The sequence below is a fragment of the Streptomyces sp. NPDC034085 genome (genome assembly GCF_055575555.1).
On record NZ_JBVISL010000003.1, the window covers coordinates 234,536 to 260,142 of the forward strand.

General features: G+C 73.6%; 31 protein-coding genes. 11 read left to right on the forward strand and 20 right to left on the reverse strand.

Annotation, left to right across the window (positions count from 1 at the left end; all coding sequences use genetic code 11):
- Positions 1-13: 13 nt before the first annotated feature.
- A complete protein-coding gene (locus ACZ501_RS11355) occupies positions 14-196 on the reverse strand; it encodes a hypothetical protein (RefSeq protein WP_361611583.1) in 183 nt (60 codons plus the stop codon).
- 383 nt (positions 197-579) lie between these two features.
- Here ACZ501_RS11355 and ACZ501_RS11360 point away from each other — a divergent pair, with 383 nt between their 5' ends.
- Entirely contained in the window at positions 580-1,275 is a 696-nt protein-coding gene (locus ACZ501_RS11360; protein ID WP_468794329.1) for a DUF4232 domain-containing protein, read from the forward strand.
- Positions 1,276-1,313: 38 nt separating this feature from the next.
- Here ACZ501_RS11360 and ACZ501_RS11365 read toward each other — a convergent pair whose 3' ends face one another.
- The 4 genes from ACZ501_RS11365 to ACZ501_RS11380 form a co-directional block, all read right to left on the reverse strand.
- A complete protein-coding gene (locus tag ACZ501_RS11365) occupies positions 1,314-1,952 on the reverse strand; it encodes a pyridoxamine 5'-phosphate oxidase family protein (protein ID WP_468794332.1) in 639 nt (212 codons plus the stop codon).
- A gap of 97 nt (positions 1,953-2,049) precedes the next feature.
- Entirely contained in the window at positions 2,050-3,291 is a 1,242-nt protein-coding gene (locus ACZ501_RS11370) for a globin domain-containing protein (protein WP_362455206.1), read from the reverse strand.
- Between the two features lie 350 nt (positions 3,292-3,641).
- On the reverse strand, positions 3,642-4,844 hold the full coding sequence (locus tag ACZ501_RS11375) for an enoyl-[acyl-carrier-protein] reductase FabV (protein ID WP_361604564.1): 1,203 nt from the start codon (positions 4,842-4,844) through the stop codon (positions 3,642-3,644).
- A 442-nt stretch (positions 4,845-5,286) separates the two neighbouring features.
- Entirely contained in the window at positions 5,287-5,736 is a 450-nt protein-coding gene (locus ACZ501_RS11380) for an SRPBCC family protein (RefSeq protein WP_361604561.1), read from the reverse strand.
- A gap of 202 nt (positions 5,737-5,938) precedes the next feature.
- Here ACZ501_RS11380 and ACZ501_RS11385 point away from each other — a divergent pair, with 202 nt between their 5' ends.
- Positions 5,939-6,355 carry a DUF3592 domain-containing protein gene (locus ACZ501_RS11385; protein ID WP_361604558.1) on the forward strand — a complete coding sequence of 139 codons (417 nt, stop codon included), beginning with the start codon at positions 5,939-5,941 and terminating at the stop codon, positions 6,353-6,355.
- Positions 6,356-6,400: 45 nt separating this feature from the next.
- Here ACZ501_RS11385 and ACZ501_RS11390 read toward each other — a convergent pair whose 3' ends face one another.
- The 7 genes from ACZ501_RS11390 to ACZ501_RS11420 form a co-directional block, all read right to left on the reverse strand.
- Positions 6,401-6,775 (reverse strand): VOC family protein, encoded by a 375-nt coding sequence (locus ACZ501_RS11390; RefSeq protein WP_468794334.1) that lies wholly within the window; start codon positions 6,773-6,775, stop codon positions 6,401-6,403.
- Positions 6,776-6,875: 100 nt separating this feature from the next.
- Complete coding sequence (locus ACZ501_RS11395) at positions 6,876-7,970, reverse strand: PP2C family protein-serine/threonine phosphatase (protein WP_468794336.1); 1,095 nt, start codon at positions 7,968-7,970, stop codon at positions 6,876-6,878.
- A gap of 214 nt (positions 7,971-8,184) precedes the next feature.
- Positions 8,185-8,796, reverse strand: coding sequence for a hypothetical protein (locus tag ACZ501_RS11400; protein ID WP_468794338.1), 612 nt, complete (start codon positions 8,794-8,796; stop codon positions 8,185-8,187).
- Between the two features lie 74 nt (positions 8,797-8,870).
- On the reverse strand, positions 8,871-9,473 hold the full coding sequence (locus ACZ501_RS11405; RefSeq protein ID WP_361604546.1) for a GTP-binding protein: 603 nt from the start codon (positions 9,471-9,473) through the stop codon (positions 8,871-8,873).
- Entirely contained in the window at positions 9,460-9,831 is a 372-nt protein-coding gene (locus ACZ501_RS11410; RefSeq protein WP_361604543.1) for a DUF742 domain-containing protein, read from the reverse strand. Before ACZ501_RS11410 ends, ACZ501_RS11405 begins: the two co-directional genes overlap by 14 nt.
- Positions 9,831-10,235, reverse strand: coding sequence for a roadblock/LC7 domain-containing protein (locus ACZ501_RS11415; RefSeq protein WP_361604540.1), 405 nt, complete (start codon positions 10,233-10,235; stop codon positions 9,831-9,833). Before ACZ501_RS11415 ends, ACZ501_RS11410 begins: the two co-directional genes overlap by 1 nt.
- Positions 10,232-12,589, reverse strand: coding sequence for a sensor histidine kinase (locus ACZ501_RS11420; protein ID WP_468794340.1), 2,358 nt, complete (start codon positions 12,587-12,589; stop codon positions 10,232-10,234). The genes ACZ501_RS11415 and ACZ501_RS11420 overlap by 4 nt, the downstream gene beginning before the upstream one ends.
- A gap of 311 nt (positions 12,590-12,900) precedes the next feature.
- On the opposite strand from ACZ501_RS11420, the gene ACZ501_RS11425 reads away from it, so the two are divergent.
- Positions 12,901-13,308, forward strand: coding sequence for an ATP-binding protein (locus ACZ501_RS11425; RefSeq protein ID WP_468794342.1), 408 nt, complete (start codon positions 12,901-12,903; stop codon positions 13,306-13,308).
- A 30-nt stretch (positions 13,309-13,338) separates the two neighbouring features.
- Here the strand turns inward: ACZ501_RS11425 and ACZ501_RS11430 are convergent, their stop codons facing one another.
- Positions 13,339-13,659 carry an STAS domain-containing protein gene (locus ACZ501_RS11430; protein ID WP_468794344.1) on the reverse strand — a complete coding sequence of 107 codons (321 nt, stop codon included), beginning with the start codon at positions 13,657-13,659 and terminating at the stop codon, positions 13,339-13,341.
- A 169-nt stretch (positions 13,660-13,828) separates the two neighbouring features.
- On the opposite strand from ACZ501_RS11430, the gene ACZ501_RS11435 reads away from it, so the two are divergent.
- Positions 13,829-13,975, forward strand: coding sequence for a hypothetical protein (locus ACZ501_RS11435; RefSeq protein WP_362455213.1), 147 nt, complete (start codon positions 13,829-13,831; stop codon positions 13,973-13,975).
- A 63-nt stretch (positions 13,976-14,038) separates the two neighbouring features.
- On the opposite strand, the gene ACZ501_RS11440 is transcribed toward ACZ501_RS11435, so the two are convergent.
- Both ACZ501_RS11440 and ACZ501_RS11445 read right to left on the reverse strand, forming a co-directional pair.
- Entirely contained in the window at positions 14,039-14,461 is a 423-nt protein-coding gene (locus tag ACZ501_RS11440; protein WP_468794346.1) for a DUF4259 domain-containing protein, read from the reverse strand.
- A gap of 76 nt (positions 14,462-14,537) precedes the next feature.
- Positions 14,538-14,984, reverse strand: a complete 447-nt coding sequence (locus tag ACZ501_RS11445; protein WP_468794347.1) for an ATP-binding protein — start codon at positions 14,982-14,984, stop codon at positions 14,538-14,540.
- Positions 14,985-15,315: 331 nt separating this feature from the next.
- On the opposite strand from ACZ501_RS11445, the gene ACZ501_RS11450 reads away from it, so the two are divergent.
- The 5 genes from ACZ501_RS11450 to ACZ501_RS11470 all read left to right on the forward strand — a co-directional run bounded on the left by ACZ501_RS11450 (position 15,316) and on the right by ACZ501_RS11470 (position 20,398).
- Positions 15,316-16,680 carry an NAD(P)/FAD-dependent oxidoreductase gene (locus ACZ501_RS11450; RefSeq protein ID WP_361604519.1) on the forward strand — a complete coding sequence of 455 codons (1,365 nt, stop codon included), beginning with the start codon at positions 15,316-15,318 and terminating at the stop codon, positions 16,678-16,680.
- Between the two features lie 87 nt (positions 16,681-16,767).
- On the forward strand, positions 16,768-17,697 hold the full coding sequence (locus ACZ501_RS11455) for a YihY/virulence factor BrkB family protein (protein ID WP_361604516.1): 930 nt from the start codon (positions 16,768-16,770) through the stop codon (positions 17,695-17,697).
- 7 nt (positions 17,698-17,704) lie between these two features.
- Positions 17,705-18,166: a hypothetical protein gene (locus ACZ501_RS11460; RefSeq protein WP_361604513.1), complete on the forward strand. Its 462-nt coding sequence runs from the start codon at positions 17,705-17,707 to the stop codon at positions 18,164-18,166.
- 140 nt (positions 18,167-18,306) lie between these two features.
- Entirely contained in the window at positions 18,307-19,038 is a 732-nt protein-coding gene (locus tag ACZ501_RS11465; RefSeq protein ID WP_468794349.1) for a hypothetical protein, read from the forward strand.
- A gap of 316 nt (positions 19,039-19,354) precedes the next feature.
- Entirely contained in the window at positions 19,355-20,398 is a 1,044-nt protein-coding gene (locus tag ACZ501_RS11470; RefSeq protein ID WP_362455219.1) for a M4 family metallopeptidase, read from the forward strand.
- A 67-nt stretch (positions 20,399-20,465) separates the two neighbouring features.
- Here the strand turns inward: ACZ501_RS11470 and ACZ501_RS11475 are convergent, their stop codons facing one another.
- Positions 20,466-21,539 (reverse strand): GlxA family transcriptional regulator, encoded by a 1,074-nt coding sequence (locus ACZ501_RS11475; RefSeq protein ID WP_468794351.1) that lies wholly within the window; start codon positions 21,537-21,539, stop codon positions 20,466-20,468.
- Positions 21,540-21,631: 92 nt separating this feature from the next.
- Between ACZ501_RS11475 and ACZ501_RS11480 the strand changes: the two genes are divergently transcribed.
- Positions 21,632-22,462 (forward strand): dienelactone hydrolase family protein, encoded by an 831-nt coding sequence (locus ACZ501_RS11480; RefSeq protein ID WP_362455221.1) that lies wholly within the window; start codon positions 21,632-21,634, stop codon positions 22,460-22,462.
- Positions 22,463-22,493: 31 nt separating this feature from the next.
- Here the strand turns inward: ACZ501_RS11480 and ACZ501_RS11485 are convergent, their stop codons facing one another.
- The gene (locus tag ACZ501_RS11485) at positions 22,494-22,916 is read right to left on the reverse strand and encodes a carboxymuconolactone decarboxylase family protein (protein ID WP_468794353.1); all 423 of its coding nucleotides are present in this window, start codon (positions 22,914-22,916) and stop codon (positions 22,494-22,496) included.
- Positions 22,913-23,578: a class II aldolase/adducin family protein gene (locus tag ACZ501_RS11490; protein WP_468794355.1), complete on the reverse strand. Its 666-nt coding sequence runs from the start codon at positions 23,576-23,578 to the stop codon at positions 22,913-22,915. Before ACZ501_RS11490 ends, ACZ501_RS11485 begins: the two co-directional genes overlap by 4 nt.
- Positions 23,579-23,719: 141 nt before the next feature.
- Here ACZ501_RS11490 and ACZ501_RS11495 point away from each other — a divergent pair, with 141 nt between their 5' ends.
- Complete coding sequence (locus ACZ501_RS11495; protein WP_468795472.1) at positions 23,720-24,106, forward strand: MerR family transcriptional regulator; 387 nt, start codon at positions 23,720-23,722, stop codon at positions 24,104-24,106.
- Between the two features lie 51 nt (positions 24,107-24,157).
- Here ACZ501_RS11495 and ACZ501_RS11500 read toward each other — a convergent pair whose 3' ends face one another.
- Together ACZ501_RS11500 and ACZ501_RS11505 are read right to left on the reverse strand one after the other, a co-directional pair.
- Complete coding sequence (locus ACZ501_RS11500; protein WP_362455224.1) at positions 24,158-24,835, reverse strand: hypothetical protein; 678 nt, start codon at positions 24,833-24,835, stop codon at positions 24,158-24,160.
- 137 nt (positions 24,836-24,972) lie between these two features.
- The gene (locus ACZ501_RS11505; protein ID WP_468794357.1) at positions 24,973-25,560 is read right to left on the reverse strand and encodes a putative glycolipid-binding domain-containing protein; all 588 of its coding nucleotides are present in this window, start codon (positions 25,558-25,560) and stop codon (positions 24,973-24,975) included.
- Positions 25,561-25,607: the final 47 nt, after the last annotated feature.

Here is a 25,607-nt window from a genome sequence, read left to right on the forward strand (position 1 = left end):
CGGGGCGGGGGGGTCAGTGCTGCTGTGCCTTCGGCTCCTTCGGCCCGAGCAGGATGATCAGGATGGAGCCCGCAACCGCGCAGAAGGTCGGCGCGTCACTGACCGGAGCCTCCCCCTCCGCCAGCAGCGCGTAGAGGACGTCTGCTTCGGCCGGAGAGGCGACCGGTGCGAGGGCCGGAAGCGGTGCAGTAAGCATCAGGTGTCTCCTTCTCGTTCGGACAGCACCAGGAACAGCACTGTGCGCACGCATTCGCGAACACGGCACAACAGTCACATTCACGACGCCGGAGGGAGCGGAGCGAGCAGCGCCGCGACGTGCACTTCACTCGACAGCGGGACGCCCTTGTCGGCCTTCTGCCAGGTGCTGCCTGCGTCATCGGGCTCGAGCGTGACGGCGTCACCGTGCGGATCCACCGCCCGTCGACGACTTGGGGGCCGCCGCCTGGGCGGCTCCTGCGTTCCCGCCGGATCCCGCTGACGGATGATCGGCGCGGATGCCCGGGATGCGAGCCGTTCGGGTGATAGTGGTTCCCTCTCGGGCGGCTTCCGCCCCGAACGCACGACACGGGGAGTTCCACCATGCACATCCACCGGAGCCGTTCCGCGGCCCTGGCCACCTTCGTCGGGCTTGCCCTGGCCCTGACCGCCTGTGAGGGCGCCGACGCCGCGGGCGGGACGCCCAAGGCACCCCCGACGAGCCCGGACACCGCGGCGGCCTCCGGGGCCGCCGCGACTCCGCCGCCGGCCCCCACCGGGGCACCGGCGGCCACCGCGGGCCCGACCCAGGCCGGCCCGAACGCCACCGCCACGGGCGGCACCGACGGGGCGACCACCGACGACAGCTACGCCTACACCCACCCCTGCTCCGCGCGGAACCTCACCGTCAAGGTCACCTCGCCGCAGGGCTTCCCGGCCACGGTCCGCATCATCACGGTGACCAACAACGGTTCCACCACGTGCGGGCTCGACTTCCACCCGGCCGTCGGTTTCAGCGCCAAGGACGCCGCCCTCGGCATCCAGGCGACGCCCCCCGAGGGCCTCGGCGGCGCGCCCGCCCACCCGGTACGGCCCGGAGCCACCACGTACGCGGCCGTGGACCTCAACCCGTCGGGCGGCGACGGGCCCGTCGCCGACGAGATCAACATCATCGCCGACCCGGGCCACATGCCGAACGCGGACGGCGTCAGCCTGCCGCTCACCACTCCGGGCACCGTCGCCCGCCCGAAGGTCGGGCTGTACCACTTCACCGCCCGGGACTCCTTCAACACCCTCTAGCGCCGGGCGGGAACTCTCCGACGCGGCACATCCGGGGCCTACTGACGGATAGTCCCCGGTACTTGGCCGGGCCGGTCGGCGGCGTGCCGGGGGCCGGTGAAGTAGTTCACGTCCTTCGGGCGGGCCGGGTCGTGCGCGGTGGGGCGGGGGGCCGGCACCAGGTGGGGTATGAACTTCGAGCAGTGGATGTAGGCCTCTTCGACGCTCAGGTGGATCCATATCTCGGGGGTGCGCCCGGGAGCGGTGCCGGACGGCAGGCCCGGGTGGAGCGAGCGGAGGTCGGCGTCCGTGTACAGGCGGGCGACGCCGTTGACGTGAAGGCCCACGTGATCGTGGGAGAAGTCCACGAACAGCATGCCGAGGTGCGGGTTCTCCGTCATGTTGCCGGCGCTGGCGAGCACGCCGTTCCCCCGGAATTCCGGGTAGGCCAGGGTGTGTTCGTCGATCACGTGGACGAACCCGGGCGGCCCGGCCCGGAAGCTGGCGTCGCACTCCCCGCGCGCGTCGGAGGTGGCCAGGAAGACCATGGACTGGCGGCCGATGAATTCCCGCATCCGAGAGGTGAGGCAGGGGCGCACCTGCTGGTCGTAGAACCTGTTGGCGCGGTCGGCGGTGCCCAGCTGCTGCTGCAGAAGGTGTTCGCCTGCTGATCCGAAGGGCGGCGGGGGCAAGGTCACGGGGCGGCTCTCCTGGCATGGCGGTGAGGGAGGAGGGAGGAGGGACGGACGGGGCAAGGGGCCCGGCGGGGGCGGGGCCTGACCGGAGGTGCGGGGGTCAGGGCCTGGCCAGGACGGGCGTTTCGAACGGGTCGTGGTGGATGCGGTCGGGCGGCGTACCGCCGAGCGTGAGGGTCTCCCTGGCGGAGACGACCATCGGCACGGGCCCGCTGAGGTAGACGTCGTGCTGGTACCAGGGCCCGTACTCGGCCAGGACCTGCGGCAGGGACCCGCGCAGTCCGGGCACGTACTCGTGGGAGACCGCGCCCCTGATGGTCAGCCAGTGGTGCCTCTGGGACATCCGCAGCATGTCGTCCACGCCGTACAACTGGGCACCGGTGCGGGCGCCGAGGAAGAGGTCGACCTGGTGGCGCCCGCCGCGACGGGCGACCTCCTCGACGAGCGCCCGGATCGGTGCGAGCCCGGTACCGCCGGCCACGCAGAGCAGGTCGTCGAAGGCGGCCGCTTCCAGCACCATGTCGCCCATGGGGGCGCCCAGTTGCAGTACGTCGCCCACCACCGCCCGGTGCACCAGTGCCTCGCTGACCGTGCCACCGGGGACCGCGCGGATGTGGAAGGTGAGGGTGCCGTCCTCGCGGGGCGCGTTGGCGGGGGAATAGTAGCGCCACTGCCTGGGGTACCAGGGGGTCTCGACGCTGACGTACTGCCCGGCGGCGTACGCGTAGGGGAGGTGGGGGCGCACGGTGACCTCGGCGATGCCGTGCCCGCGCCGCAGGAGGTGCACGACCGTGGCGGGCCACACAGCGGGCCGTACCCGCGCGTCCTGCTCGGCGGCGCTGATCATGACGTCGGCGACCACGCCGTACGCCTTGGCCCAGGCGGCGGCGATCTCCTGGGTCCAGGCGGGGCCGGCATAGCGGGCCAGGGAGGCGAGGAGGCACTCGCCCACGGCGGGGAAGTGAGCGGGGAGCGTGCCGAACTTGCGGTGGTCGCGGCCGAGGTGTCCGCAGAAGCGGACGAGGCTCTCCGGGTCGTCGACCAGGTCCACGATGCGCAGCAGCGCGCGGAGCAGGCGCCCGCGCTGGGCGTCCATGCCTGGCGGGAACATCGGCCGGACCTCGGGGAAGCGGGCGAAGAGGATCGCGTAGAAGTAGACGGTCATCTCTTCGGCGAGTGGCTCGACCACGGAGACCGAGGTGCGGATGAGCTCGATCTCGTACGCCGACAAGGGCGCCTCGGCGGCGGCCTCGGGCGCGGCCGTGTGCACGTCGGGGGCCGGCGCCTCGGGGTGCGGGAAGGGGGATGTGCTGCTGTCCGGGCGCTTGATTCGGAATTTCAAGGGGCCAGAGCTCCTCCGCCCGCTATGCGCGCCGGCCGGTGGCGGGTGGACCGCACAGTGGCCGCGTTCAGGTGGCGGGACCCCCGATGGGCCTTGAGGGCAGGGACTTCACTGGCAGGCATTGGGTCCTCGAAGCGGGCGTGGGCGTGCAATCGGATCGAGCGGTTCCGGACGGTACCTGATCAAGGAGGTGACTCAGAAGTAACCAACGATCCGTGAGACGCAGATGTGCTCAAACTGCGGCATCGTCCCAAATGTGAGGGGTGGGCCACGGGTGTGCCGCCCCGCCCGGCGCGTGGGGCCCGGGCCAGGGGCGGCGGGTGGCCCGGGTCTCGGCCCGGTGGGCGGGGTCACGGACGGGTGGGCCAGGGGACGTCGGTCTCGACCGGCCGGCCGTACGCCACGTCGCCGACGCCCCAGCCGTACAAGCCCTTCACCTGGCCCATGAACCAGTCGGCGCCCGACCGGGAGGCCTCCAGTCCGCGCTCCGGATCGGCCCACAGCTCCCGCACCCGGTCCTGCACCCGGGCGTCGAGTTCCCAGCCGTCGAGCCGGATCCTTCCCTCCTCGTCCAGGACGAGCGGGGTGCGGCCCTCCAGCTGGTCCCACAACGCGCAGGCCTGCTCGGCCGTGGAGCGGAAACCGCGGTCGCCGAGGACGGTACGGAGGAAGGCGGTGTAGAGGGCGATGGAGGGGATCGCGCTGGAGGCCTGGGTGACGGCCGCACCCGCCACGACCGTGAACGCCCGCCCGTCCTTCTCCTTGAGGAGGGGGGAGGCGTCGAGGTCGCGGGCGGTCCGCTCCAAGTGGGCCTTGGCGGCGCCGATGGTGCCGTGCCGGTAGACCGGCGCGGTCACCTCCGAGCCGACGTAGGTCAGGGCGACGGTGGTGAACCCCTGCGCCAGGAGCCGGCGGGCGGCCAGCTCCCGCACCCACAGGGCCCAGTCGTCGCCGCCCATGACGCCGACCGTCGCGCGCTTCTCGTCTTCGGTGCCGGCTTCGATCCGGTGCCGGGACACCGCCGGGACGGCCCCGGAGAAGTCGAGGGCGGGGGCTTCGTAGGCGGCGCCGAGCGGTTTGATCACCGAGTGGTGGGTCTCCCCGGTGGCCGGGTCGGTGCGGCGGGGGGCGGCGAGGCTGTAGACGAGGTGGTCGACCGGACCGTAGTGCTGCTCCAGCAGGTCCGCGACCTCGGCCTTGGCCTCGGCGGAGAACGCGTCGGCGTTCACGAAGCGGATGTCGTGCCCGGCCTCGGCGGCGAGCCGGGCGGCGGCCGCGGTGCGGTACCAGCCGGCACTCGCGGTACGGCGGCCGGTGTCGGGGGTTTCGTACGCGACACCCACGCCGCGTATGCCGTGCCGGCGCAGGCCGGCCAGGAGCGCGGCCAGCCCGTAGCCGGCGGAGTGGCCGAGGACGAGCGCGACGGGGCGGCGGCCGTCGGTGCGGGCGGGGATCGCCTCCCATGTGCGGCGTACGGTCTGTGCGGCGCCTTCCGGGTGGGAGTTGACGATGAGGAAGCCGCGCTGCTTGGGCTCGATCGGGCGAAGGCTCACGAAGGGTGTCCGTTCCGCTGGGAGTGGGTCGGTCGAGGAGGGGGCGCAGCCGCGACGGTGCGCAGGCGTGCGGTCTCTTCGTCCCGGATGACGGCGGACGGTTCCGCTTCGAGGGTGGCGACCGGCTCGGCCGGGACCGGTCCGCCGGTGCCGAAGTCCCGCTGCGGCCGTCCGTCTTCGGGGATCGTATCCAGCGGTGATGCAGCGGTCTGTGACGGAGTGTCACGCACCATGGGCTCGGTCCTTGTGGTCTGCGGTATTGACAGCGCGCGGGCGGGTCCGGATTCGGCGGGGGTGAACGCCGGGGCCGGGCAGGGGCGGTGGGGCTTTCGGACGCGTCGAAGCCGGGGTGGCGTCACGCCCCCCGGCTTCGTCCGCCGGCCCCGCCCCGGGGCCCCGCACCCGCGCACGGTGCCGGGCCCCCGGGCGTTGCGGAGACGGGTCAGACCTGCCCGCGCCAGGCACCGGTCTCGCGGCCGCGGTCCTCGATGAACTCCTTGAACCGCTTCAAGTCGCCGGTGATCTGGCGCTTGACGAACCCGAGCTTGTCGCCGACGTTCTCCGCGAAGCCGTCGGGGTCGTAGTCGAGTTGCAGCATCACCTTCGTCCTCGCGTCGGCGAGCCGGTGGAAGGTGACCACGCCGGCCTGCCGGACGTCGCCGCCCAGCGTCGTCCACGCCACCCGCTCATCGGGGATCTGCTCGGTGATCTCCGCCTCGAACTCCTTGGTGACGCCCCCGATCTTCGCGACCCAGTGGGTCATCGTGTCGGTGCGCTGATCGATGCGCTCCACGCCGTCCATGAAGCGGGGAAACGTCTCGAACTGCGTCCACTGGTCGTACGCGGTACGGACGGGGACATCGACTTCGACGGACTCTTCGACCTTGGACACGGAGCGTCCTTCCTCTCGAACGGCCGGGGCTGTACCCACCCGGGCCCGGGGAGCTCTTCCCCCTGGGCCGCCCCTGCCCCCGTTTCCGCCGTCCATCACCCCCGAACGGAACAACTGCCGCCGGAGTCAGGATCGGAGGCCCGGGCGGCCCGCAGCCGGGAGGCCCCTTCCGGCTGAGCCGGGGAGTACCTAGCCTGCGTTGATGACAGAGATACTCATCGGCCTGCTGTTGCTGCTCGGCTGCGGAACCCTCTGCGTCGTCGTGGTCGGCCGGCTCCTGCGCAGGCTGCGCTCCGTGGTGAGCGGAACAGCCGTGGAGGGTCGCTGCGTGCGCGTGTACGCGACCGACGGCAACGACGGCGGAACGCACTGGCACCACGTGTACGGTTTCACGACCCTCGACGGGCAGTACGTGGAGTTCGAGGAGGACGCCTTCCTGATGGCCGAGGGGCAGGTCGTGACCGTCCGGTACCGGCCGGTCGACCCGGCCAGGACCGCCACCGTGATGGGATCGGGCGGGACGTGGTCCCCCCTGATCCACCACGCCGTCATGGGCCTCGTCTCGGGGGGCTTGGCGCTGTTCGGGCTGTTCCTCCTGTGGCTGCGCCTGAACGGATAGCCGTCCCGGGCGGATCGGCGGCGCGGGCGGGGCGGCGCCGCCGGGTCAGTGGAGGCAGAGGCAGAACGGATGGCCGGCCGGGTCCGCGTAGACCCGCCAGTTGGCCTCCGGGCGGAGTTGGTCCGTCCGCTCCAGCACGGTCGCGCCGAGGGCGAGCGCCCGCTTCTCCTCCCCTTCGAGGTCGTCCACGTCGAAGTCCAGGTGGACCTGCTGCGGGGACTGCTGACCGGGCCACTCCGGCGGCCGGTAGCCGTCCACCCGCTGGCAGGCGAGCGGTGTCCCCTCGAAGCCGTGCACCTCGACCCAGTCGGGGTCCCCCGGGTCCGCCACCACCCGCCCGCCGAGCAGTTCCGCGTAGAACTGCGCGAGCCGTACCGGATCGGCGCAGTCCAGGGCGACGGCCTGCAGCTTTCGGATCACTTCCCCTACCCTTTCGTCCGCGGGTCGCTCCACGGCCACCCGTACCGGAGAGGTCGTACCCGGCCCCGCGACGGGCATGCGCGCGGCGCGCCCGCGGGCCTCAGGGCTCGGGGCTCAGACGTACGGCGAGGGCGGCGACGTCGTCGTCAAGGCGGCCTTTGCTGTAGCGGACGAGGTCGCCGTGCAGCGCCGTGAGCAGGTCGCGGGGCAGTGTCCGGTGCTGCCCGCGCATCCAGGCCGCCAGCGGGAAGAACTCGCCGTCGCGGGCGCGGGCCTCGGCGATCCCGTCGGTGTAGAGGAGCAGCAGGTCGCCGGGGGCGATGTCGAACGTGTCGACGTTGTAGTGCTCGCCGATCAGCTCCGCGAGGCTGAGCAGCGGTGACGGCGAGGCGGGCTCGAGGACGCGGAGTCCCCCGCGGTTCAGGAGCAGCGGCGGGGGGTGGCCGCAGTTGAGGATGTGGAGGCGCCCGCCCTCGTGCGGGATCTCCACGAGGAGGGCGGTGGCGAAGCGCTCCATCGGCCCCTCGGGGGGGAAGGCCGCGTTGTAGCGGGTGCTGCTGGCGTCCAGCCTGCGTGCGACGCTGACCATGTCGGCCTCGTCGTAGGCCGCCTCCCGGAAGGCGTTGACGATCGCCGCGGCCGCCCCCACCGCCGGCAGGCCCTTGCCCCGCACGTCACCGATGAGCAGCCTGACCCCGTAGGGGGTGTCGACCACCTCGTAGAAGTCGCCGCCGATGCGGGCCTCCGCCGCGGCCGCGAGGTAGAGGGACTCGATCTCGACCTTCCCGAGGCGGCGCGGCATGGGGCTCAGCACCACCTGCTGCGCGGCCTCGGCCACGAGGCGCACCTGGAAGAGGGTGCGCTCGCGCTGGAGGCGGAGGTGGCTGCCGTACGCGGCGGCCACGGTGACCGCGATGATCCCCGCGGCCGTCCACCACGTCCCCAGGTCGGGGAAGACGAGGCTGAGGCCGATCATGAGGAGGAGGCAGACCGTCCCGAGCAGGACGGTGGGGAGCACCGGCCACATGGCGGCGGCCAGGGCCGGCGCCGCGGGCAGGAGGCGGCTGAAGGCCATCTCCGGCGGAGTGGCGTAGGCCAGGCTGGCGATCACGACGGTCAGGATGACCGGCGACAGCCGCACGAACCTCCCCCGGCCGGGGCGCCGGCGGTGCCGCGGCCGTCCAGACTCGATCACATGTCCCAGAATATCCACGCAATGAGGGCATTGCGCTCTGCGAACGCCGTCCGATCGCGCTCCCGGGCCGCCTCACGGGCTGCACACCTGCCCCTCACCCGTTCTGCACGGGTTCGCTACGATCCGCGACGCCTGACCCCATACGGGCACCCACACGTCGCCGACCGGGTGAACCCCGCGTGATCCCCGTCGGCCGGGTCCCCCGTGGGCGGGGTCAGGCGGGGTGGTAGCCCGGGTGGGGCGGGTGGGGGGTGTGGAGCAGGGTGTGGAAGTGCTCGTACAGGTCGCGGGCCCTGTCCGGCGGGGGGACGTGGGCGATGACGGAGCCGTCCCTGTGCTGGACCGTCACCACGCTGCCGGCGCGGGGGTCGGGCTGGTGCCACACGCCGGTGAGGGCTCCGGCGGGCACCCAGCCCGGCTCGGTCTCCGGGCCGCCGCCGCCCCAGCGGCGCCGCACGGCGCGCCGGTAGGCCGGGATCAGCAGCGCCGGCGAGGTCACCACGACGAGCAGGAAGAGCACGGTGTTCGCGATCACCCCGCTGGTCCAGTGCAGGAGCGCGATGAGCGACCCGTAGCAGACCGCGACGATGCCCACCACGAGGCAGGCCGTGACGGCGGTCTCCGGCGCTCCGGTCTTGCGGAGCAGGCTGTAGAGGCCGACCGATGCGAGCAGGACCAGGGCGGTGACGCACCCGGCACCCTCGCCGAGGAAGGTGTCGGCTGTGCGGCCGGCGCGCCGGTCCGGCTCGACGACGTAGCCGTGCTGGTGGAACCGGACGGTGATCCGCCCGCCTGGCGTCGCCGTCACGCCCTTGATCTCGTACATGGCGCTCACGCTAGTGCCGGCGTCCACCGTCCGGAGAACCGCCCCCCTGCCGCCGGCGACCGGGTGCCGGCCCCTCAGGGAGCGGCCGGCGCCGCCGCGTTGGCGATGACCACGTCGAGCAGGGCCAGCAGGGAGTCGCGTACGTCCGTGCGCGAGCGCGCGTCCAGCAGGAGGACCGGGGTGGCGGGATCCCGCAGACGCAGGGCGGCGGCGATCTCCTCGGCGGTGTACGGCTGTTCGCCGTGGAAGCAGTTCGCGCCGACCACGAAGGGAAGGCCCCGGCTCTCGAAGAAGTCGACCGCCGGGAAGCCGCGGTCCAGGCGGCGGGTGTCGACGAGCACGAGGGCCCCCAGGGCCCCCTTCAGCAGGTCGTCCCACATGAACCAGAACCGCTCCTGGCCGGGCGTGCCGAACAGGTAGAGGACGACTCCGGCGTCGGCGAGGGTGATCCGGCCGAAGTCCATCGCGACGGTGGTCAGCGTCTTGGACTCGATTCCGTCGAGGTCGTCGACGCCGATTCCCGCGCTCGTGAGGCGCTCCTCCGTCCGCAGCGGCTCGATCTCGGAGACCGCCTCGACCAGGGTCGTCTTGCCGACTCCGAATCCACCGGCGATGAGGATCTTGACAGGGGACGCCTCCGGGGCGGCGGAAGCGTCGGGAGTGTCATATCCGGGCAAGGTTGTCCCTGATTTTCATGAGCAGGTGGACATTGGTGGTCTCGGCGCCTTCCAGCGGCGGGCGGTGGTGGATCAGCCCGCGGTCCGCGAGCTCGCCCAGGAGGAGCGTCATGGGGGTGAGGCGCATGTGCATGCGTGCGGCGACCTCGGCGACCGCCATTCCCCCGGGCGGCGCGCACAGGGAGAGAACGGCCCGCCATTCGGTGGCCAGTCCGGTGTGGGCGTCGTCCCCGGCGACCGCCGCCACGATGGTGGTGTCCATGGTGAGGACGGTCTGCGGGGCGGCGGCCGTGCGGCCGTCGGTCAGCGCGTACAGCCGTGTCCGGCGAGGGCTGCGGCGCTGCGGCTCGTCCGGCATTACGACGTCGGCGCGGCAGTGCGCTCGGGGGTTCCCAGCCACTCTCCGAGCGCCTGGGCGGTCCGTACGGCCTCGCCGCCCAGTTCTCCGAGCCGTGCCTTGCGGGAGGTCACCACGATGAGCGTGCTGCCTTCCCCGCACCCGACGACGCAGAGGTACCGGTCGTCCATCTCCACCAGCTGGCGGATCACCTGGCCGCCGGCGATCTCCCTGGATATCGCCTTCATGGTGGCGGCGATCCCGGAGGAGGCGGCCGCGATGCGCTCCGCCTGGTCCCGCTCCAGCAGGTACGCGCTGAGCTTGATCCCGTCGTTGGACAGGAGCACGGCTCCCTGGATGCCGGCGATCCTGCTCAGGTTGTTGTCCAGGATGCCGTAGATCATGTCGCTGGCTGTCGTCGTCATGGCTGGTCCGCTCCGAGCTCTGCTTCCACTTTCTTGGTCCCCTCTTCGTAGTCGGCCCAGGCGTCGGCCACCTCTTCGGGTGTCTCCGTGTCCCGGCCGGCGGCCGGCTCCGGGGCGCGGGGCCCGCGGAGTTGCCGGGTGAGGTGGGTCTGCGGGACGCGCTCGGGGAGGGCCGGTCGCGCGTCGGCGGCGGCCGTGGGGCGGGCGGGCAGCGTCCGCTCGGGCCGCAGCGGTACGGGGCCGGGGGCCGGCGGGGCGCCGGCGCCGGGCGCGGTCTCGCGTACGGGCTCGGGCAGGAGCGCCCGTACGGGCGCGCGGGCCGGGCCGGGCACGGCGGACGGCTCGGGACCACGCGCGGGCTCCCGCTCCGCAGGCGCCGGCGTCCGTCCGTGTTCGGCTTCGTCCGCGGCGGGCACCAGCAGCCCGCCCGGCAGGATCACCACGGCCGCCGTCCCCCCGTACACCGAGCGCCGCAGCGTGACGCGTGCGTCGAGCTGGTCGGCCAGGTGGCCCACGACGAAGAGGCCGAGCCGGTGCGCGTTCTCCGCGAGGACGGAGTACGGCGGCGCCGAGTGCAGGCGTTCGTTCATCGCCTCGTACCCGGCGGGCGACACGCGCGGCCCGCGGTCCTCGATCTCGACCGACAGGCCGTCGGCGACCAGTTCGGCCCGGACGACCACCTTGGACCGCGGCGGCGAGAACCGCGTCGCGTTGTCCAGCAGCTCCGCCAGCAGGTGGCTGATCTGGCTGATCACGTGCGGCTGCACGCTCGCCTCGTCCAGTGCGTGCCGTTCGATCCGCCGGAAGTCCTCGACCTCCGCGGCGGCCTCGCGCAGCAGGTCGGCGACGCGCATCGGCTCGGTGTGCGGGTCCGGGACCTCGCCGCCGGCGAGGATGAGCAGGTTCTCGATCTGGCGCCGCATCCCCACCGTCAGCTGGTCGGACCGCATCAACTGCGCCAGGAGCGCTTCGTCGTGGCCGAAGGTGTCCTGGAGGTCCTCGGTCAGGCTCAGCTGTCGGCTGACGAGGTTTCCGGTGCGCGAGGCGATGCCCGAGGCGAACAGGCCGAAGCCGTGGCGCTCGGCGGCGAGTCGGCGGTGCCCGTCGACGGAGACGGCGACCACCCGGGCGAAGGCGTCGGCGATCTGGCCGACTTCGTCCTGGCGTCCGCGCACGGCCGGCAGCGCCTGCGGGTCGACGGCCTCCCCGCGCTGGAGCCGTGCCACCACCTCGGGCAGGGTCTCCTCGGCGATGGCGACCGTACGGGTGTGCAAGCGGCTCAGCCGGCGCAGGACCGATCGGGTGGTGAGGACGACGACTGCGGTGACCAGCAGCAGGGCGCCGCCGCTGGCTCCGACCAGCCAGGAGACCTCGGTCTCCAGCCGGGAGGCCTTGGCGTCGGCGTGGGCGAGCACGCCCCGGGCCCGGTCCGTGTTGAGTGCGGCGAGCCGCGGCGCGAAGGTGCGGTGTGCGGCGGGCCAGCCGTCGACGTCGGCGGGCAGCTTCACACCGGTGGCGGTGTCCTTGTGGTTGGCGACGACGGCGTTCTCGATGCGGAGCTTGGTCTGCCAGGCGTCCGATCCGGTCAGTTTGTCGTACGACGCCAGTTCGGCGGGCGGGAGGTACGGCACGATCCAGGTGCCGTACAGGTAGCGGTGGGCGCCGACCGCGTCGAGGAACGCGGAGAAGCCGGTGGCCGGCAGCTCGCGGGAGGGGCCGGCCAGCGCGAGGGCGGTGTCCTCGCGTGCGATCATCTCGGCAGCCGAGAACAGGGCGACGGCGGGCCGGCTCTCCAGGGCGAGTTCGGCGTCCTGCGCGTGGCTGAATTCATCCTGGTAGGCGCGTATGAGGTCGTCGACCACGCCGGTGTAGTACGCGACCGCCTGTTCGGCACTGCCGTTGTGGGCGTCCACGCGCTTGCGGTACGAGGCCAGCAGGTCGAGCCGCCCGCTCACGGCGCCGAGGCGCCCCTCGCCCTGTCCGGGGTGCTGCGCGCCGCTGTCGTCGCCGGTGCCCGCGAGGCGCCGGAACTCCGCTGCCGCCCGGTCCGTTTCGGCCCGCTGCTCGGGCAGGGAGCCGTCGGCTTCGGAGGAGCCCGCCCAGCGCGCCGCCGTCATCGCCCGCTCGGTCTGGAGCTCGGTCATCAGCCTGATCAGCGGGAATCCGATCCGCTCGCCGGCCTCCACGTCGGCGCGCAGGTGCTCCGACTGGGCCAGCAACCGATGCGCGGTGACGGCGACCTGGGTGCCCATCGCCACGGTCGGGACGACGGCCAGGCAGACCAGCATCGTACGCAGGCGGACGGTGCGCCGGCGCCGGACGGGCGGCGGGCTCGGTGAACCTTCGGGTGCCATCGCAGACATCGGTCCTCGGGAGCGGCGGGGAGGGGGCGGGGCGGCAGCGGGCCGGGATGAGGGCAGGGGGAACCGCCGACACGGCCCCGGGGGGTTGAGGATGCCGATCATATCCAGCCAGTCCGAATAAACGGAGACCTTACTTCCATACCCTTGCGTGGTAAGGGTGGCGAACCGCTGCCGGCGTCCGATCGCCCGCGCACCCGCCGAGGCCGGCGAACCGATCGCGCGCCGGAGGCGTCGTACAGGACGGCACCGGGCGAGCCGCCCTGCTGCCGCTTAACGGCGAGACCCGGGGGAAGGCGCAGCGCATGGACAAATGGACCAGTACGTCCCGGATCCTGCCGGTCCCGCCCGGGGGCGGCGTGAGCTGCGCGGAGGCGCGGGACACGGCCCGGGCCGTCCTCACCGAGCTGGAGATGGCTCCGGAACGGGTGGAGGACGTGCTGACCGTGGTGAGCGAGCTGATCGCCAACGCGCGCCGGCACGCCGGCGGGGTCACGGCCTTCCAGGTGACGGCCCGTGCCGGCGCCCTCACCGTCGAGGTCTCGGACCGCTCCCCGCGCCTGCCCCAGACCCGGCCGTGGGCGCCCGGAGAACCCGGCGGCTTCGGCTGGCGGCTGGTCAACCAGCTCGCCGACACCACCGACGTCCGCTTCCACCGGAGCTACAAGACCGTCACCGCCACCTTCCTGTACGGCTCCCCCCAGGGGCGCTGACCACGCCAGCCGGGGGTCCCGCCCCGGCGGTCAGCCCCTTCGGCAGCGGTTGTCGCGGACCTCGAACAGGGGCAGGACGCCGGTCATCTCGAGCAGGCGGTGGAGCTGGTGCGGCAGCGGGCCCTCCAGCACCAGCGGACGTCTGTTGCGCAGGCCGAGCAGCACGTTGAGGAAGGAGGAGTCGGCGAACACCACCCCGCTGACGTCGAGCACCAACCGCTGCGCTCCGGCCGCCTCCTGAGCACAGACGGCTTCCAGCTCCCCGACGGTGTCCAGGTCGAACTCACCCGAACACACGACCACGCACGCACCGTCCGCCTCGGCCCGGACCGTTACCCGCGGCGACTCCATACAGGCCTCCCGTCCCCGTTCTGCGTCGGCGCCACATCCGCCCTTCACCTGCGACCGTACAGGGTCGGGGCGAGCCGGCCCGCGCTGTGGTGACCGGTACGCCACCGTTTCGACGCAGGGTCGCGGGGCAGACGACGTAGCGTCACGACGCGCTACCGCAGGAGGACCCGTGTCCGGAATCATCGCGAAGATCAAGCAGTTCACCAGCAGCCCCCAGGGGCAGCGGACGATCGCCTCGGTGCGGCGCGCGGCTGCCGACCCGCGCAAGCGGGAGCAGGCCCGCGGCATGCTCCGGCGCCTTCGGGGCAGCCGCTGACCCCTCCGCCCGCTTCCATGGGGGCTAACCGGCCCGCGGCGGTCGGCATCCCGGCACCGGGCGCTACGGCGCCCGGTCGCCGCCCGGATCACGCGGTGCGAGGACGTCCCGCAGGCGGCGGACGTTCGCGCGCCAGGGGCCGCCGTCCTCCCCCGCCCACAGGTCCATCAGCTCGGACGGTCCGGTCATGACGCGGTCGAGGGCCCGGAGGGCGAGGTCGCGCAGACCGGTGAGATCGGGCAGGGGCTCTTCCGGCCCGTACACGGGATCGGCGGGCTCACCCCCCGGGCATTGCGATGCCACGAGTGCGGCCGCGGCCACGGCTTCGTCGGCCCGGGGCGCTTCGAGGACGTCCACGGTGTCGACCACGCGGGCGAGTGCGCCGCGCACGAGTCCCTCGCGTTCGCCCGCGGCCGCCTCGTCGAGGTCGCCACAGAAGTCCGCTGCCGTGTCGTTGTCGAAGGGACCGACATCCCAGGTGCCCATGGACCTCTCCTGCCTCGTGCTGTGACGCGGACATCCTGGCAGGCCGCACGGACAGCGGCAGGCCCCCGGGAGCGCGTCACCCCGCGCGGTCCGCGGTGTCGTCGCCGCCCGGGGCGTGCGGGGGCGGCTGCTGCGGCGGGTGGAAGCAGGCCGTGATCGCCTTGCCGCCGTGGAAGGCATGGGCGTCCCACCGGTCGGCGAGGGCGTCGATGATGGCCAGGCCCCGGCCGGACGTCGCCCGGGTGGAGGCCTGCCGGGGGGCGGGCAGCTGCGGGTCGTCGTCGGCGACGCTGACGTGCAGACAGGAGCCGTCCCAGGTCAGGACGAGCTGGGCACTGCTGTGCGCGTGCACGTGGGCGTTGGTGACCAGCTCGGACACGGTGAGCAGGATGGAGTGGACCGTGTCGGGGGCGTTCTCCGTCCACGACAGGGTGTTCAGGTGTGCGAGACACCACCGACGGGCCTCACGGACCCCCAGATGGACCGGGAACGACTTGGCCCAACCCACCGCGCGTACCGGCACGGTCCCACCTCACCCTCACTCGACGGGATCGATCGATCGTCAGCTGCGGCCGGCCCGGTGGCGGGGACGGTGGCCGTCCCCCCGGGTAACCAGCAGCAGGGCCAGCAGCATCGGTGCGATCAGCAGAATCATGGTCCCCACGGGAATGCCTCTCCTCGCGATCGGTAGCTCTCGGGCCTGTTCGACGTCTTCGCGTGTTTCCGCCGCTCTTCGGCCGAAACCCCCGAACTGGCGGCCGGCCTCGGCCACCACCGGACCGTTCGACGTGCAGACCGGGGCCGCGCGGGGCAGGTGCGGGGGGACCTGGCAGGCCCGAGAAAGGACGGACACCGTGGGACGACCGAGGATTCTCGTCGTGGGAGCCGGATTCGCCGGTGTCGAGTGCATCCGCCGGCTGGAGCGCAGGCTGACGGCCGCGGAGGCGGACATCGCGCTGGTCACCCCGAACTCCTACCAGCTGTACCTGCCGCTGCTGCCCCAGGTGGCCTCCGGCGTGCTGACCCCGCAGTCCATCGCCGTCTCGCTGCGCCGCAGCAGCCGCTACCGGACCCGGATCATCCCCGGAGGCGCCATCGGCATCGACACCCGGGCGAAGATCTGCGTCGTACGCACGATCACCGGCGAGCTGACGGAACACGCGTACGACCACCTGGTGCTGGCGCCCGGCAGCATCACCCGCACCTTCGACATCCCCGGCCTCACCGAGCACGCCCGGGGCATGAAGACCCTCGCCGAAGCCGCGTACCTGCGCGACCACGTCATCTCCCAGCTCGACCTGGCCGACGCGAGCCAGGACGAGGCGGAGCGGGCCGCGCGGCTCTGCTTCGTCGTGGTCGGCGGCGGGTACGCCGGCACGGAGACGGCCGCCTGCCTCCAGCGGCTCACCCACCACGCCGTGAAGCGCTACCCCCGCCTCGACCCGCGCCAGATCACCTGGCACCTCCTCGACCTCGCCCCGAAGCTGATGCCCGAACTCGGCGACTCCCTGGGGCGGGCGGCCCTGGACATCATGCGCCGCCGCGGCATCCAGGTGTCCCTCGGCGTCAGTGTCGCCAAGGCGGGCCCCGAGGAGCTGACGCTGACCGACGGCCGGGTGCTGCCCAGCCGGACCCTCATCTGGACGGCCGGGGTCGCGGCGAGCCCGCTGATCGGCACGCTCGACGCGGAAACCGTGCGCGGCAGGCTGCTGGTGACCCCGGAGATGACCGTGCCCGGCGCGCCCGGGGTGTTCGCGCTGGGGGACGCCGCGGCCGTGCCCGACCTCGCCGCGCACGAGGAGGGCGCGATCTGCCCGCCCACCGCGCAGCACGCCCTGCGCCAGGGGCGCACGCTCGCGGACAACGTGATCGCGACGCTGCGGAACCAGCCCCTGAAGCCGTACGTGCACAAGGACCTGGGGCTCGTCGTCGACCTGGGCGGCGCCGACGCGGTGTCCAAGCCGCTCGGCATCCCGCTGCGCGGCCTGCCGGCCCAGGCCGTGGCCCGCGGCTACCACTGGTCGGCGCTGCGCACCAACGTCGCCAAGACGCGCGTCCTGACCAACTGGCTGCTCAACGCGGTGGCCGGGGACGACTTCGTCCGGACCGGCTTCCAGTCCTCGAAGCCGCCGACGCTGCGGGAGTTCGAGTACACCGACGCCTACCTGACCCCCGAGCAGGTGAGGGCGCACACGGCGGCGCTGCGCGCCTCCGGCTGAGGGCCGGCCGCAGGGCCGACGGGACGTGGCGCCGGGCCGCTTCGGCCCGTGCGGGATGAGGGCCGTCTGGAGGGGCAGGAGGGCGACGTGGCAGCGAACACTCTCCGCACGCACCGGAGCACCCCGGCGAACGGCTTCCCCGCCTCCGCGAGACGGGTGCGAAGGACCCTGCGCGATACCGCGGTACGGCTCTGGGACGACAACGTCCCCGACTGCGCCGCGGCGCTCACCTACTACGCGGTGCTCGCACTGGTGCCCGCCCTCCTCGTCTCCGTTTCCCTGGTGGGGCTCACCGGCGCGGGCACCCGGGAGCGCCTGATCGTCGACCTGACCTCCTACGCCCCTCCCCAGTCGGCGCAGGTGCTGCGGGAGGCGCTGGACGGCCTCACCTCGCAGCCGTCCTCCCTGTGGGTGCTGCTGTGCAGCGGTGTCCTGAGCGCGCTGTGGTCGGCGTCCAGCTACCTGGCGGTCTTCCGCCGCGCCCTGCACGCGATGCACCGGCTGCCGGACACGCGGCCGCCCCTGCGCGCGGCGCACGTCCTCGTCCTCACCGCCGGCGCGCTGCTGGGCCTGCTGGTGGCGGGCGCGGGAAGCCTCGTCGCGACCGGGCCGGTGGTCCGCCGGCTCGCGGCGGCGGCCGGCTACCCGGCCGGCGACACGATGACCGTGCTGCGGTGGCCGGTGCTCCTGCTGATCGTCACGTCCCTGATCCTCATCCTCTACCGGACCGGACCCCGCCAGGCCCGCGGAACGCGGCGGTGCCTTCCGGGCGGTGCGCTGGCGGCGGTGCTGTGGCTCGGCGCGTCGGGCCTCTTCACGCTCTACACCGAGTCCGGCACGTACAACCGGCTCTACGGTTCGCTGGCCGGCATCGTGGTGTTCCTGGTGTGGCTGTGGGTCACCAACCTCGCGCTGCTCACGGGAGCGCAGTTCAACGCGCTGCTCGCCCGGGAAGCGGCCGACCGCCGGCGGCTCGGCCGGGAGCCGGAGCCGGCCCCCGGGCCGGCCGTGTCATGATCGTGCGATGTCCCGCACACCGCGCCCCGAGGAAGCCCTCGCCGTCCTTCGCGGCGAACTGGACGCCGGGCGGCCGACGGGGACCGGGCTGACCGCGCGGGACGCCTGGCCGGCCTACCTGCGCTTCGGCCGACGGCGCTTCCGCACCGCGCCCGTACCCGACGGTGACGGGCTGCTCTTCCAGTACGGAACGTACGACTTCACCGGCACCGCGATGTTCACCGTGGACCTCACACGGCAGTTCGCGGTCGTGGACGCCGACGGCGAGCACGACCACTACCTCCAGGTGCACCTCGAGCTCCGCTACGAGCCCACCCCCTTCCTGGAAGGTCTCGGGAGCTTCGACTCCTGGTTCTTCCACGACGCCGGCGGCGATGTCGGCCCGTGGGCCGACGCGATGGCCAGGCACCTGGTGCCGCTGTTCGACCGCGCGCCCCATGCGGTCGAGCTCTACGAGGAGAAGGTGTAGGCCCATGCCGGGCGCGCGCGGAGGCGGTGCGCCGCCTTTCCCGTCCGCGCCTGAGCCGGCGGGACACGGCAGGCGGTGGCGGACGCCGGGGGCGGTGTGCGTAAACTCACTTCGGCGCGACCGATGACGACGAGGATTCCATGAACCCCGCCGACGAAGACCCGCAGCAGCTCGACCCGGTGAGTCTCCACAACGCGAGGACGACGCTCGTCCAGCTCCTCGCCCGGTCGGGGGTTCCCTCGGATGCCGCCGAGGAGCTGATCGGGCTCGTGGGGGCCGGCGTGCTCGCCGGAGCCCACAGGGAGATCGCCGGGCCCGGGAGGACCGCCCCCGGCGGGAAGGGCGAACTGTACGCGTCGGGCTGGCTCGACGGTGCTCGCGCCGTCACCGACGAGCTCGGCGACATCGCCGAACGGGCGTTGCGCCAGGCCGTCGGTGCCGATCCCTCGGACGACCCTTCGGGCCCCCGGGCACCCGTCGGAAGAATGGAGGCGGAGCGGGCGAAGGTGGCGGTGACGCCGCTCTACCTGTCGTTCAGCACTGTCTCCGACCTCGATCCGGAGGTCTCCGAGCAGGTGCTCACCGCCGTCCTCGGCACCTTGAGCCCCCGGCAGCGAGCCGCCTACGCGGGGCGGCTCACGCGGTTCGCGGCCGACCACCGGCTCCGCCTGGCACGGCTGTACGCGGAGTTCGGGCCGGGCAGCGCCATCGCCCTGCACGGCCGGTACTCCCTGCTCCACTCCCCCACCAGCCTCGCCGTCCTGGAACGGCTCGTCACGGCGCCGTCGGCGTTGCGCGAGGAGTGGGACGCCGCCGAGCTGCCGCCGGCCTGGCTCGACGGGCTCTCCGCGAGCTGGGCCGCGTCGGCGTAGCAGCGTCCTGGCGCACGGCGCGGCGGGCGCATCCGCCCGCCGCGTCCGGAGCCGGGCCGGGAGGACGGGGCGGACGCGGGCCGTGGTCGTCGTCGTGCCGGCGTGGGACGGGCCGACCGTGGTCGACCCCGCCGGCGGCACCAGCCGGCGCCTCCCCGTCGGCGACCGCCCCCTGGGCGTCGCGGTGCTCCAGGCCGCGGTCGTCGAATGGGCATGCCGAACCCTGGCCAAAGCCCGCTGTCGTGGTGAAGGATCACCTCCGCACCACGTCACGCGTGTTTCTCCGGCGCATCACGCCCCTCACAGGAGGATCTCCATGCCCCGCCGTACCCCCCGCGGCCTGATCGCCGCGGCCACCGCCGCCTCCGCCCTGGTCACCCTGGCCGGAACCGCCACGGCCGCCGCCCCCGCCCCCGCCGCGCCCCTCCCGCAGGGCCGCGTCTTCATGGTCAACCCGGTCCAGTCCTCGGGCGACCAGACGCTCGCCGACGCCAAGGACTCCGCCGACGCCGTTCCCGCCTCCGCCTACGCGACGGCGGCGCTGCGCAACCTGGACGGCAGCGGCGGGCTGTCGGGGAAGTGGGCCAGCGTCAGATCGGACACCGGCACCTCCGCGAAGACCGCGGACGCCGCCTCGTACGACCGCCACGACGACCAGTTCGAGCAGGTCATGGCCTACTTCTGGGTCAACGAGGCACAGGAGTACCTGCAGGGCCTGGGCTTCGGCACCGAGCTTCCCGGGGCCAACGACCGCGTCCAGCCCGTCCGCATCAACCAGTGGGGCGCCGACAACTCGTTCTTCACCGACAAGAAGGCCGAGATCCGCTTCGGCAAGGGCGGCGTCGACGACGCCGAGGACGCGGAGGTGATCGTCCACGAATACGGCCACGCGGTCCACAACGCGCAGGTTCCCGGTTTCGGCACCTCCCCCGAGGCCGGCGCGATCGGCGAGGCCTTCGGCGACTACCTGGCCGTGGAGGTCGGCACGCACGCCGACGCCCGCTACGGCTGGCCCCGTACGGCGGACGGGGCGTGCGTCGCCGACTGGGACTCGGTCCCCTACAGCGACGCGCCGCACTGCCTGCGCCGGATCGACGGGAACAAGGTCTACGCCGACCGGGTGGGCGAGGTCCACGCGGACGGCGAGATCTGGTCCCGCGCCCTCTTCGACATACGAGGCGCCCTGGGGGCCAGGACCGCCGACCGCGTCATCGTCAACGCCCAGTTCGGGTTCGCCGCCGACACGAGCTTCACGGACGCGGCGCTGAAGACGGTCGCGACGGCCGAGCGCATGTACGGCAAGAGCGCGGCGGACGCCGTGCGCGCCGCGTTCAGGGCCCGTCAGATCCCCGGCGTGTGACCTGCTTCCGCCCGGCCCCGGGCCGCGCCCTTCCCGGCGCCGGGCGGAGCGGCCCGCGCCGGACGGGTCACGCGCCGCCGTCCCGGGCGGCCGTACGGGCCGTGCGGCGGAAGGCGGCGCGGTAGGCGCTCGGGCGGTGGCCGGTGTGGCGGGCGAAAAGGGCGGCGAAGGTGCCGGGGTCCTGGTAGCCGACGGCCGCGGCGACCGCGGCGACGGTGCGGTCGGTGGTCTCCAGGAGATGGCGGGCGCGGCGGACCCGGGAGGCCTGCAGGTGGGCCAGGGGGCTGCGTCCGGTCTCCTCGGCGAAGCGGCGCAGCAGCGTGCGGGTGCTGACCCGGAAGGCGTCCGCGAGCGCGGCGAGGTCGTACCGGTCGGCGAGGTTCTGGTCGAGCCGCCGCATGACCCGCTGGGAGAACTCCCGCCCGGGCTGCGGGAGGAGCCGCGGGTCCACGTACGGGGTCTGGGAGGTCCGCGCGTCGTCGACGAGGGCAACCCGGGCGGTGGTGCGGGCCACTCGGGCGCCGTCGTGCCGGCGGATCAGGTCCAGGGCGAAGTCGTACATGGCGCTGAAGGCGGCCGTGGTCGTCACCCCCGTGTCGGTGACGACCAGGTGCTCGGGCCGTACGTCGGCGTCCGGGCAGCGCCTGGCCAGTTCGCCGGCGTGCAGCCAGGAAGTGGTGGCCCGGCGGCCGTCGAGGAGTCCCGCCTCGGCGAGCAGGAACGCGCCGACGCACAGGGAGACGACGGCGGTGCCGGCGGCGGCCTGCGCGCGGATCGCCGCGGTCTCGGGGGCGAGGGGGGCGAGCCGGGCGTCGAGGTCCGCGCCGGACGGCAGTTCGAAGCCGGGGACGACGAGGACGTCGACCTCGCGCAGGGGACGCACGTCCAGGACCGCGCCGCCCGACGCCGTGACGCGGCGGCGGGGCGAGACGACCGAGACCCGGTAGCCGGGGGCGTCCGGTCCGGCGACGTGCCCGGCCATCGTCAGCAGGTCGGGGACGCCGAACACCTCGGACGCGAAGCAGCCCGGGTACGCCAGGACCCCGACGCGCAGCGGGCCCGGCCCGGCGCCGGCACCTCCGTCCGCGTCCGTACCCGCACCCGCACCGTCGTCCGCCTGTCGCGCCGCCCGCACCGTCACGCCCGCACCCCCTCGGTGTCGTGGCGAGATTACCCCCGTCCTCGGCGATCGCGCCCCTCACCTGGCGGCCGCTCCGGGGGCAGGCTGGCCCCATGAGCGACGACGATCCGATCACGGACTTCACCCGCGGGAGCGTGGCCGTGGAGGAGGTGGTGAAGACGGTGTACGTGTCCGGGGCCGGGCCCGCGGTCGTGGTGCTGCCGGAGATGCCGGGCATCAGTCCCGACGTCCTGCGGCTCGCCCGCTGGGTCCGGGACGCGGGCTTCACCGTGTACGTGCCCTCCCTGTTCGGGACGGACGGCGCCTTCCCGACGGCCCGGGGCGGCCGGGAGGTCGTCCGCCGCGCCTGTGTCAGCGCGGAGTTCCGCGCCTTCGCCGGTGGCGGCACCAGCCCGGTGACGCTTTGGCTCCGCGGCCTGGCGCGCCAGGCCCACACGGCGTGCGGCGGGCCCGGGGTGGGCGCGATCGGCCTCTGCTTCACCGGCAACTTCGCCCTCACGATGGCCCTGGAGCCGGCGGTGATCGCTCCGGTGGTCAACCACCCGTCCCTGCCGCTCGACGACCCGGGCGGGATCGAACTCGACCCCGAGGACGCCCGGGCGGTACGTGACCGGCTCGACCGTGACGGACTGACCGTCCTCGCCTACCGCTTCGAGGGCGACCGCTGGTGCACGGGGCAGCGCTTCGCCGCCTACCGCGCGCTGCTCGGCGACTCCTTCGACGGGCGCGTCCTTCCGGACAGCGCCGCCAACCCGGCCCCGCCGCCCTTCTTCGCCGACCTCGTCGGCACCCCGCACAGCGTCGTCACCGCCCATCTCGTCGACGAGGCCGGCCATCCCACGGTCCGGGCCCGCGACGAGATCCTCGCCTTCCTGACCCACCGCCTGCACCCGCACGGGAGCCGGCCCGTGCCCCCGGTCTGAGCCGGGGAATCCGGGGGGGGCGTCCGCGGGGTCAGGCGCCGGGAGGCCGTGTGTCTCCCCCAGCGCCTCCGTCCGCGAGGAGTTCGGCGACGATCTCCGTGCCGAGGGCGTACGCCGGCACGCCCGCGGTGATGAGCGCGGTCTCGGCGACCCCGATGAGGTCCGCGACGCCCGCCCCGGCGTGGAGGGCCCCCCGGGCGTGGATCCGGGCGGGGTGCGCCCGTCCGAGGGCCAGCAGCTGGCCGAAGTGGACGAGCTGCTGCACCCGTCCGCCCAGGGGGCTGTCGGTCAGCACGATGTGCCGCAGCGCCGCGATCGCCTCCTCGGTGGGAAGCCGGCCGAAGTCCTGTGCCAGGCGCAGCCGCTCCTGCACTCCCTCCGGTACGGCTCCCAGGGTGGAGCGGTAGCGGTCCCGTACCGCCTCCGCCCGCGCGGCGGGGGTGTCGTCCGTCATGACGTCGCCCGCGCGAGCTCGGCCCGTACGGCTTCCCGGGCACCGGCGGGAAAGTCCACCGCCCCGCCGATCGCCGCCGCCGCGAGCTCCGCCTCGGCGCTCTCCTCGATCGCCACCAGCAGGTGGGCGGTGGCCGACGCGTCCGGGCCGAACACGAGGAGGCCGTGGTTGGCCAGCAGGACCGCGGCCGTCGTCGGGCGCCGCTCCAGGACGTCGGCGATGCCGCGCACCGAGACGTCCGATCCGCGCGGCCCCCAGGGGACCACCGGCACCTCTTCGGCCTGTCCGAAACGCAGCATCGGCTCGGTCCGGCAGGGCAGCGGCCGGTGGGCCACGGCGAAAGCGGTCGCCGCGGGCGAGTGCGTGTGGATGACCGCGCCCACGTCGGGGCGCGCCCGGTAGACGACGCTGTGCATGGCGACGATCTCGGCGCTGACGGACTGCAGTTCGCCTTCCAGCACCTGTCCGTCGAAACCGACGGTCGCCAGGTGTTCGGGCCGTACCCCGCGTACGAATCCCGGGGTCAGCAGGAGGCGTTCGCCGTCGAGCCGCGCGCTGAGGTTGGCGTGCCCGGAGTGCGACATCACCCCCGCCGCGAACAGCCTCTCGGCCGCCTCCACCAGGCGGTCGGCCCGCTCCTTCACCCTCTGCGTTCCGCTCATGCGGCATCTCCCGAGTCCGTTGCGGCGGCCGCTCTTCGGCCGCCGTCCGCGTGGGAACCACTCTTCAACTTGAACTAAGGTTCAAGTCAAATGCCGGGCCCACGGGAAGAGCGCCAGAACCAGGAGGGACCGTCCGTGCCCATGACGATCGGCCGGCTCGCCGAGATCACCGGAGTGCCCGCCTCGGCCATCCGGTACTGGGAGCGCCACGGTCTGCTCCCGCCCCCGGAACGCCGGAGCGGCCAGCGACGCTATCCACCGGAGGCCGCCGAGCGGATCATCATCCTGCGCAAGTGCCAGCAAGCCGGGCTCACGCTGGCCGAGATCAGGGAGTTCCAGCGGGACCAGCCCCGGCGGGAGGCGATGATCCGCGCCAAGATCACCGAGATCGAGCAGCGCATGGTCGATCTCGAGCACGCCCATCAGCTGCTGACCCACGCCGTTCAGTGCGGTGAGCAGGACATCGTCCGGTGCCCGAAGTTCCGCGAGCAGATGAGGGCCTGGCAGACGCCGGACCCGCCGCCGTGAGGGGGGCGCGGGCCGTCGGCCGTCCACCGAAGGGCCGCGGAGGGCCCGGGATCACCCGCTGCCGGTGGTAGTCCGCTGCTGGTGGCGCAGCCAGGCGGTCAGCGCTGCCTGGAGTTCGGCCACTTCGCGGCGGGTGAGGTCCTCGCCCACGCCGCCGGCGTGCAGGCGTACGCCCGTGGTCGTGACCGTCCACCGCGCGCCGGGCCGCGGGCCGGAGGCCAGGGGGCGCCCCTCGGCCAGCGCGCGCAGCGCTTCCCGGACCAGCGGGGGCACGCCGGCCGAGCCGGGCGGGAAGGGGGCGCGGGGCCGGGGCACGAGCCCGATCTCCGTGTAGAACGCGGCCAGGGCGTCGTCCAGCGTCCGGGGGCCCGCGGGCGCGGCGCCGGTGAACTCCTCGATGAGCTCCGGGTGCGGGCGCGGGGCGCGGGGGCCGAACGGCTCGGCGTGCAGGGGGCGCTCATCGGTGTCCAGGCGTACGCACGCGGGCGGGATCAGCTCACGGTCGAAGCCCCTGTGGTGCAGGGCGGCGTACACCTTGCGCAGCTCGGCGGCCTGACGCGGCACGGGATGCGGGTCCGGGGCCACGGGCGGATGGGGCCTGGTGGGCCGGGGCGCCATCCCGAGCAGGCCCGTGGACTGGTGCAGCACGCCCGCCTGGGTCAGTACCACCGTGGCCTGCCGGCCCTTCGTGTCCGAGCCGAGCCGGAAACCCACCACCGTCGTGCCCATGTGACCGGCCCCTCCCCATCCGCCGCTCCGGCGCGGCCTGCCCGCCACGCTAGCCAGAACCGCGTGCCGGGGAGGCCGAGGACGGCGAATTCCGCCTCTGCGCGGCCTCACGTGGTATGGCGGGCCGGCGGTGGCGGTCAGGGGGCGATGCGGCGGGCCAGGCGCGGGTACTCGGTGACCAGGCCGTCCGCGTCGAACTCCACGTCGGCGGCGAAGCCCTCGGAGGCGTAGCGGACGACGGCGCCGCCGGCGGCGGTGCGGCCCAGGTGGGTGTACGTCTGGCGGGAGGGCCGTACGGTCAGGTCCGGTACGGACACCCAGGCCATCAGGAATCGGTGCTCGCCGGGTTCCCGGTGCAGGGCGTGTCGGAGTACGGGCATGGTGTTGGTGAGGGGGCACAGCCCGAGGTCGCAGTCGAGCGCCCCCTCCAGATCCGGCCGGGCCCCGCCGTCGACGGTCCAGCCGCCGGCCGTCGACCGCCGCAGCTCCAGTTCCCGGCTCCCGTGCGCGTCCTCGACCCGTACCGTCAGCTGCCGGGTGACGAAGTCCGCGCCGGTGGTCTCCAGTGCGTACGAGAGCCAGTACGGCTCCGGTTCCCGGCCGGCGGCCCGGCCCCGGCCCCGGAGTCCGGCCGGCCCCGCCGGGTCGTGACCGATCTCCACCCAGGCGGTCTCGAGCCCGCCGCTCGCCGTTACGTCCCAGGTCAGCACATGGTGTCCGGTCACGTGCCCCAACCTACCCCCGGCGAAGGACACGACTCGGGGCAGGCCCC

Coding starts and splice junctions, on each gene's coding strand:
- ACZ501_RS11355 (WP_361611583.1), bottom strand. CDS start 196: ATGCTTACTGCACCGCTTCCGGCCCTCGCACCGGTCGCCTCTCCGGCC.
- ACZ501_RS11385 (WP_361604558.1), top strand. CDS start 5,939: ATGACAGAGATACTCATCGGCCTGCTGTTGCTGCTCGGCTGCGGAACC.
- ACZ501_RS11500 (WP_362455224.1), bottom strand. CDS start 24,835: ATGGGCACGACGGTGGTGGGTTTCCGGCTCGGCTCGGACACGAAGGGC.
- ACZ501_RS11495 (WP_468795472.1), top strand. CDS start 23,720: ATGACGATCGGCCGGCTCGCCGAGATCACCGGAGTGCCCGCCTCGGCC.
- ACZ501_RS11485 (WP_468794353.1), bottom strand. CDS start 22,916: ATGACGGACGACACCCCCGCCGCGCGGGCGGAGGCGGTACGGGACCGC.
- ACZ501_RS11490 (WP_468794355.1), bottom strand. CDS start 23,578: ATGAGCGGAACGCAGAGGGTGAAGGAGCGGGCCGACCGCCTGGTGGAG.
- ACZ501_RS11400 (WP_468794338.1), bottom strand. CDS start 8,796: ATGTACGAGATCAAGGGCGTGACGGCGACGCCAGGCGGGCGGATCACC.
- ACZ501_RS11410 (WP_361604543.1), bottom strand. CDS start 9,831: ATGCCGGACGAGCCGCAGCGCCGCAGCCCTCGCCGGACACGGCTGTAC.
- ACZ501_RS11480 (WP_362455221.1), top strand. CDS start 21,632: ATGAGCGACGACGATCCGATCACGGACTTCACCCGCGGGAGCGTGGCC.
- ACZ501_RS11430 (WP_468794344.1), bottom strand. CDS start 13,659: ATGGAGTCGCCGCGGGTAACGGTCCGGGCCGAGGCGGACGGTGCGTGC.
- ACZ501_RS11420 (WP_468794340.1), bottom strand. CDS start 12,589: ATGGCACCCGAAGGTTCACCGAGCCCGCCGCCCGTCCGGCGCCGGCGC.
- ACZ501_RS11415 (WP_361604540.1), bottom strand. CDS start 10,235: ATGACGACGACAGCCAGCGACATGATCTACGGCATCCTGGACAACAAC.
- ACZ501_RS11360 (WP_468794329.1), top strand. CDS start 580: ATGCACATCCACCGGAGCCGTTCCGCGGCCCTGGCCACCTTCGTCGGG.
- ACZ501_RS11425 (WP_468794342.1), top strand. CDS start 12,901: ATGGACAAATGGACCAGTACGTCCCGGATCCTGCCGGTCCCGCCCGGG.
- ACZ501_RS11470 (WP_362455219.1), top strand. CDS start 19,355: ATGCCCCGCCGTACCCCCCGCGGCCTGATCGCCGCGGCCACCGCCGCC.
- ACZ501_RS11440 (WP_468794346.1), bottom strand. CDS start 14,461: ATGGGCACCTGGGATGTCGGTCCCTTCGACAACGACACGGCAGCGGAC.
- ACZ501_RS11465 (WP_468794349.1), top strand. CDS start 18,307: ATGAACCCCGCCGACGAAGACCCGCAGCAGCTCGACCCGGTGAGTCTC.
- ACZ501_RS11460 (WP_361604513.1), top strand. CDS start 17,705: ATGTCCCGCACACCGCGCCCCGAGGAAGCCCTCGCCGTCCTTCGCGGC.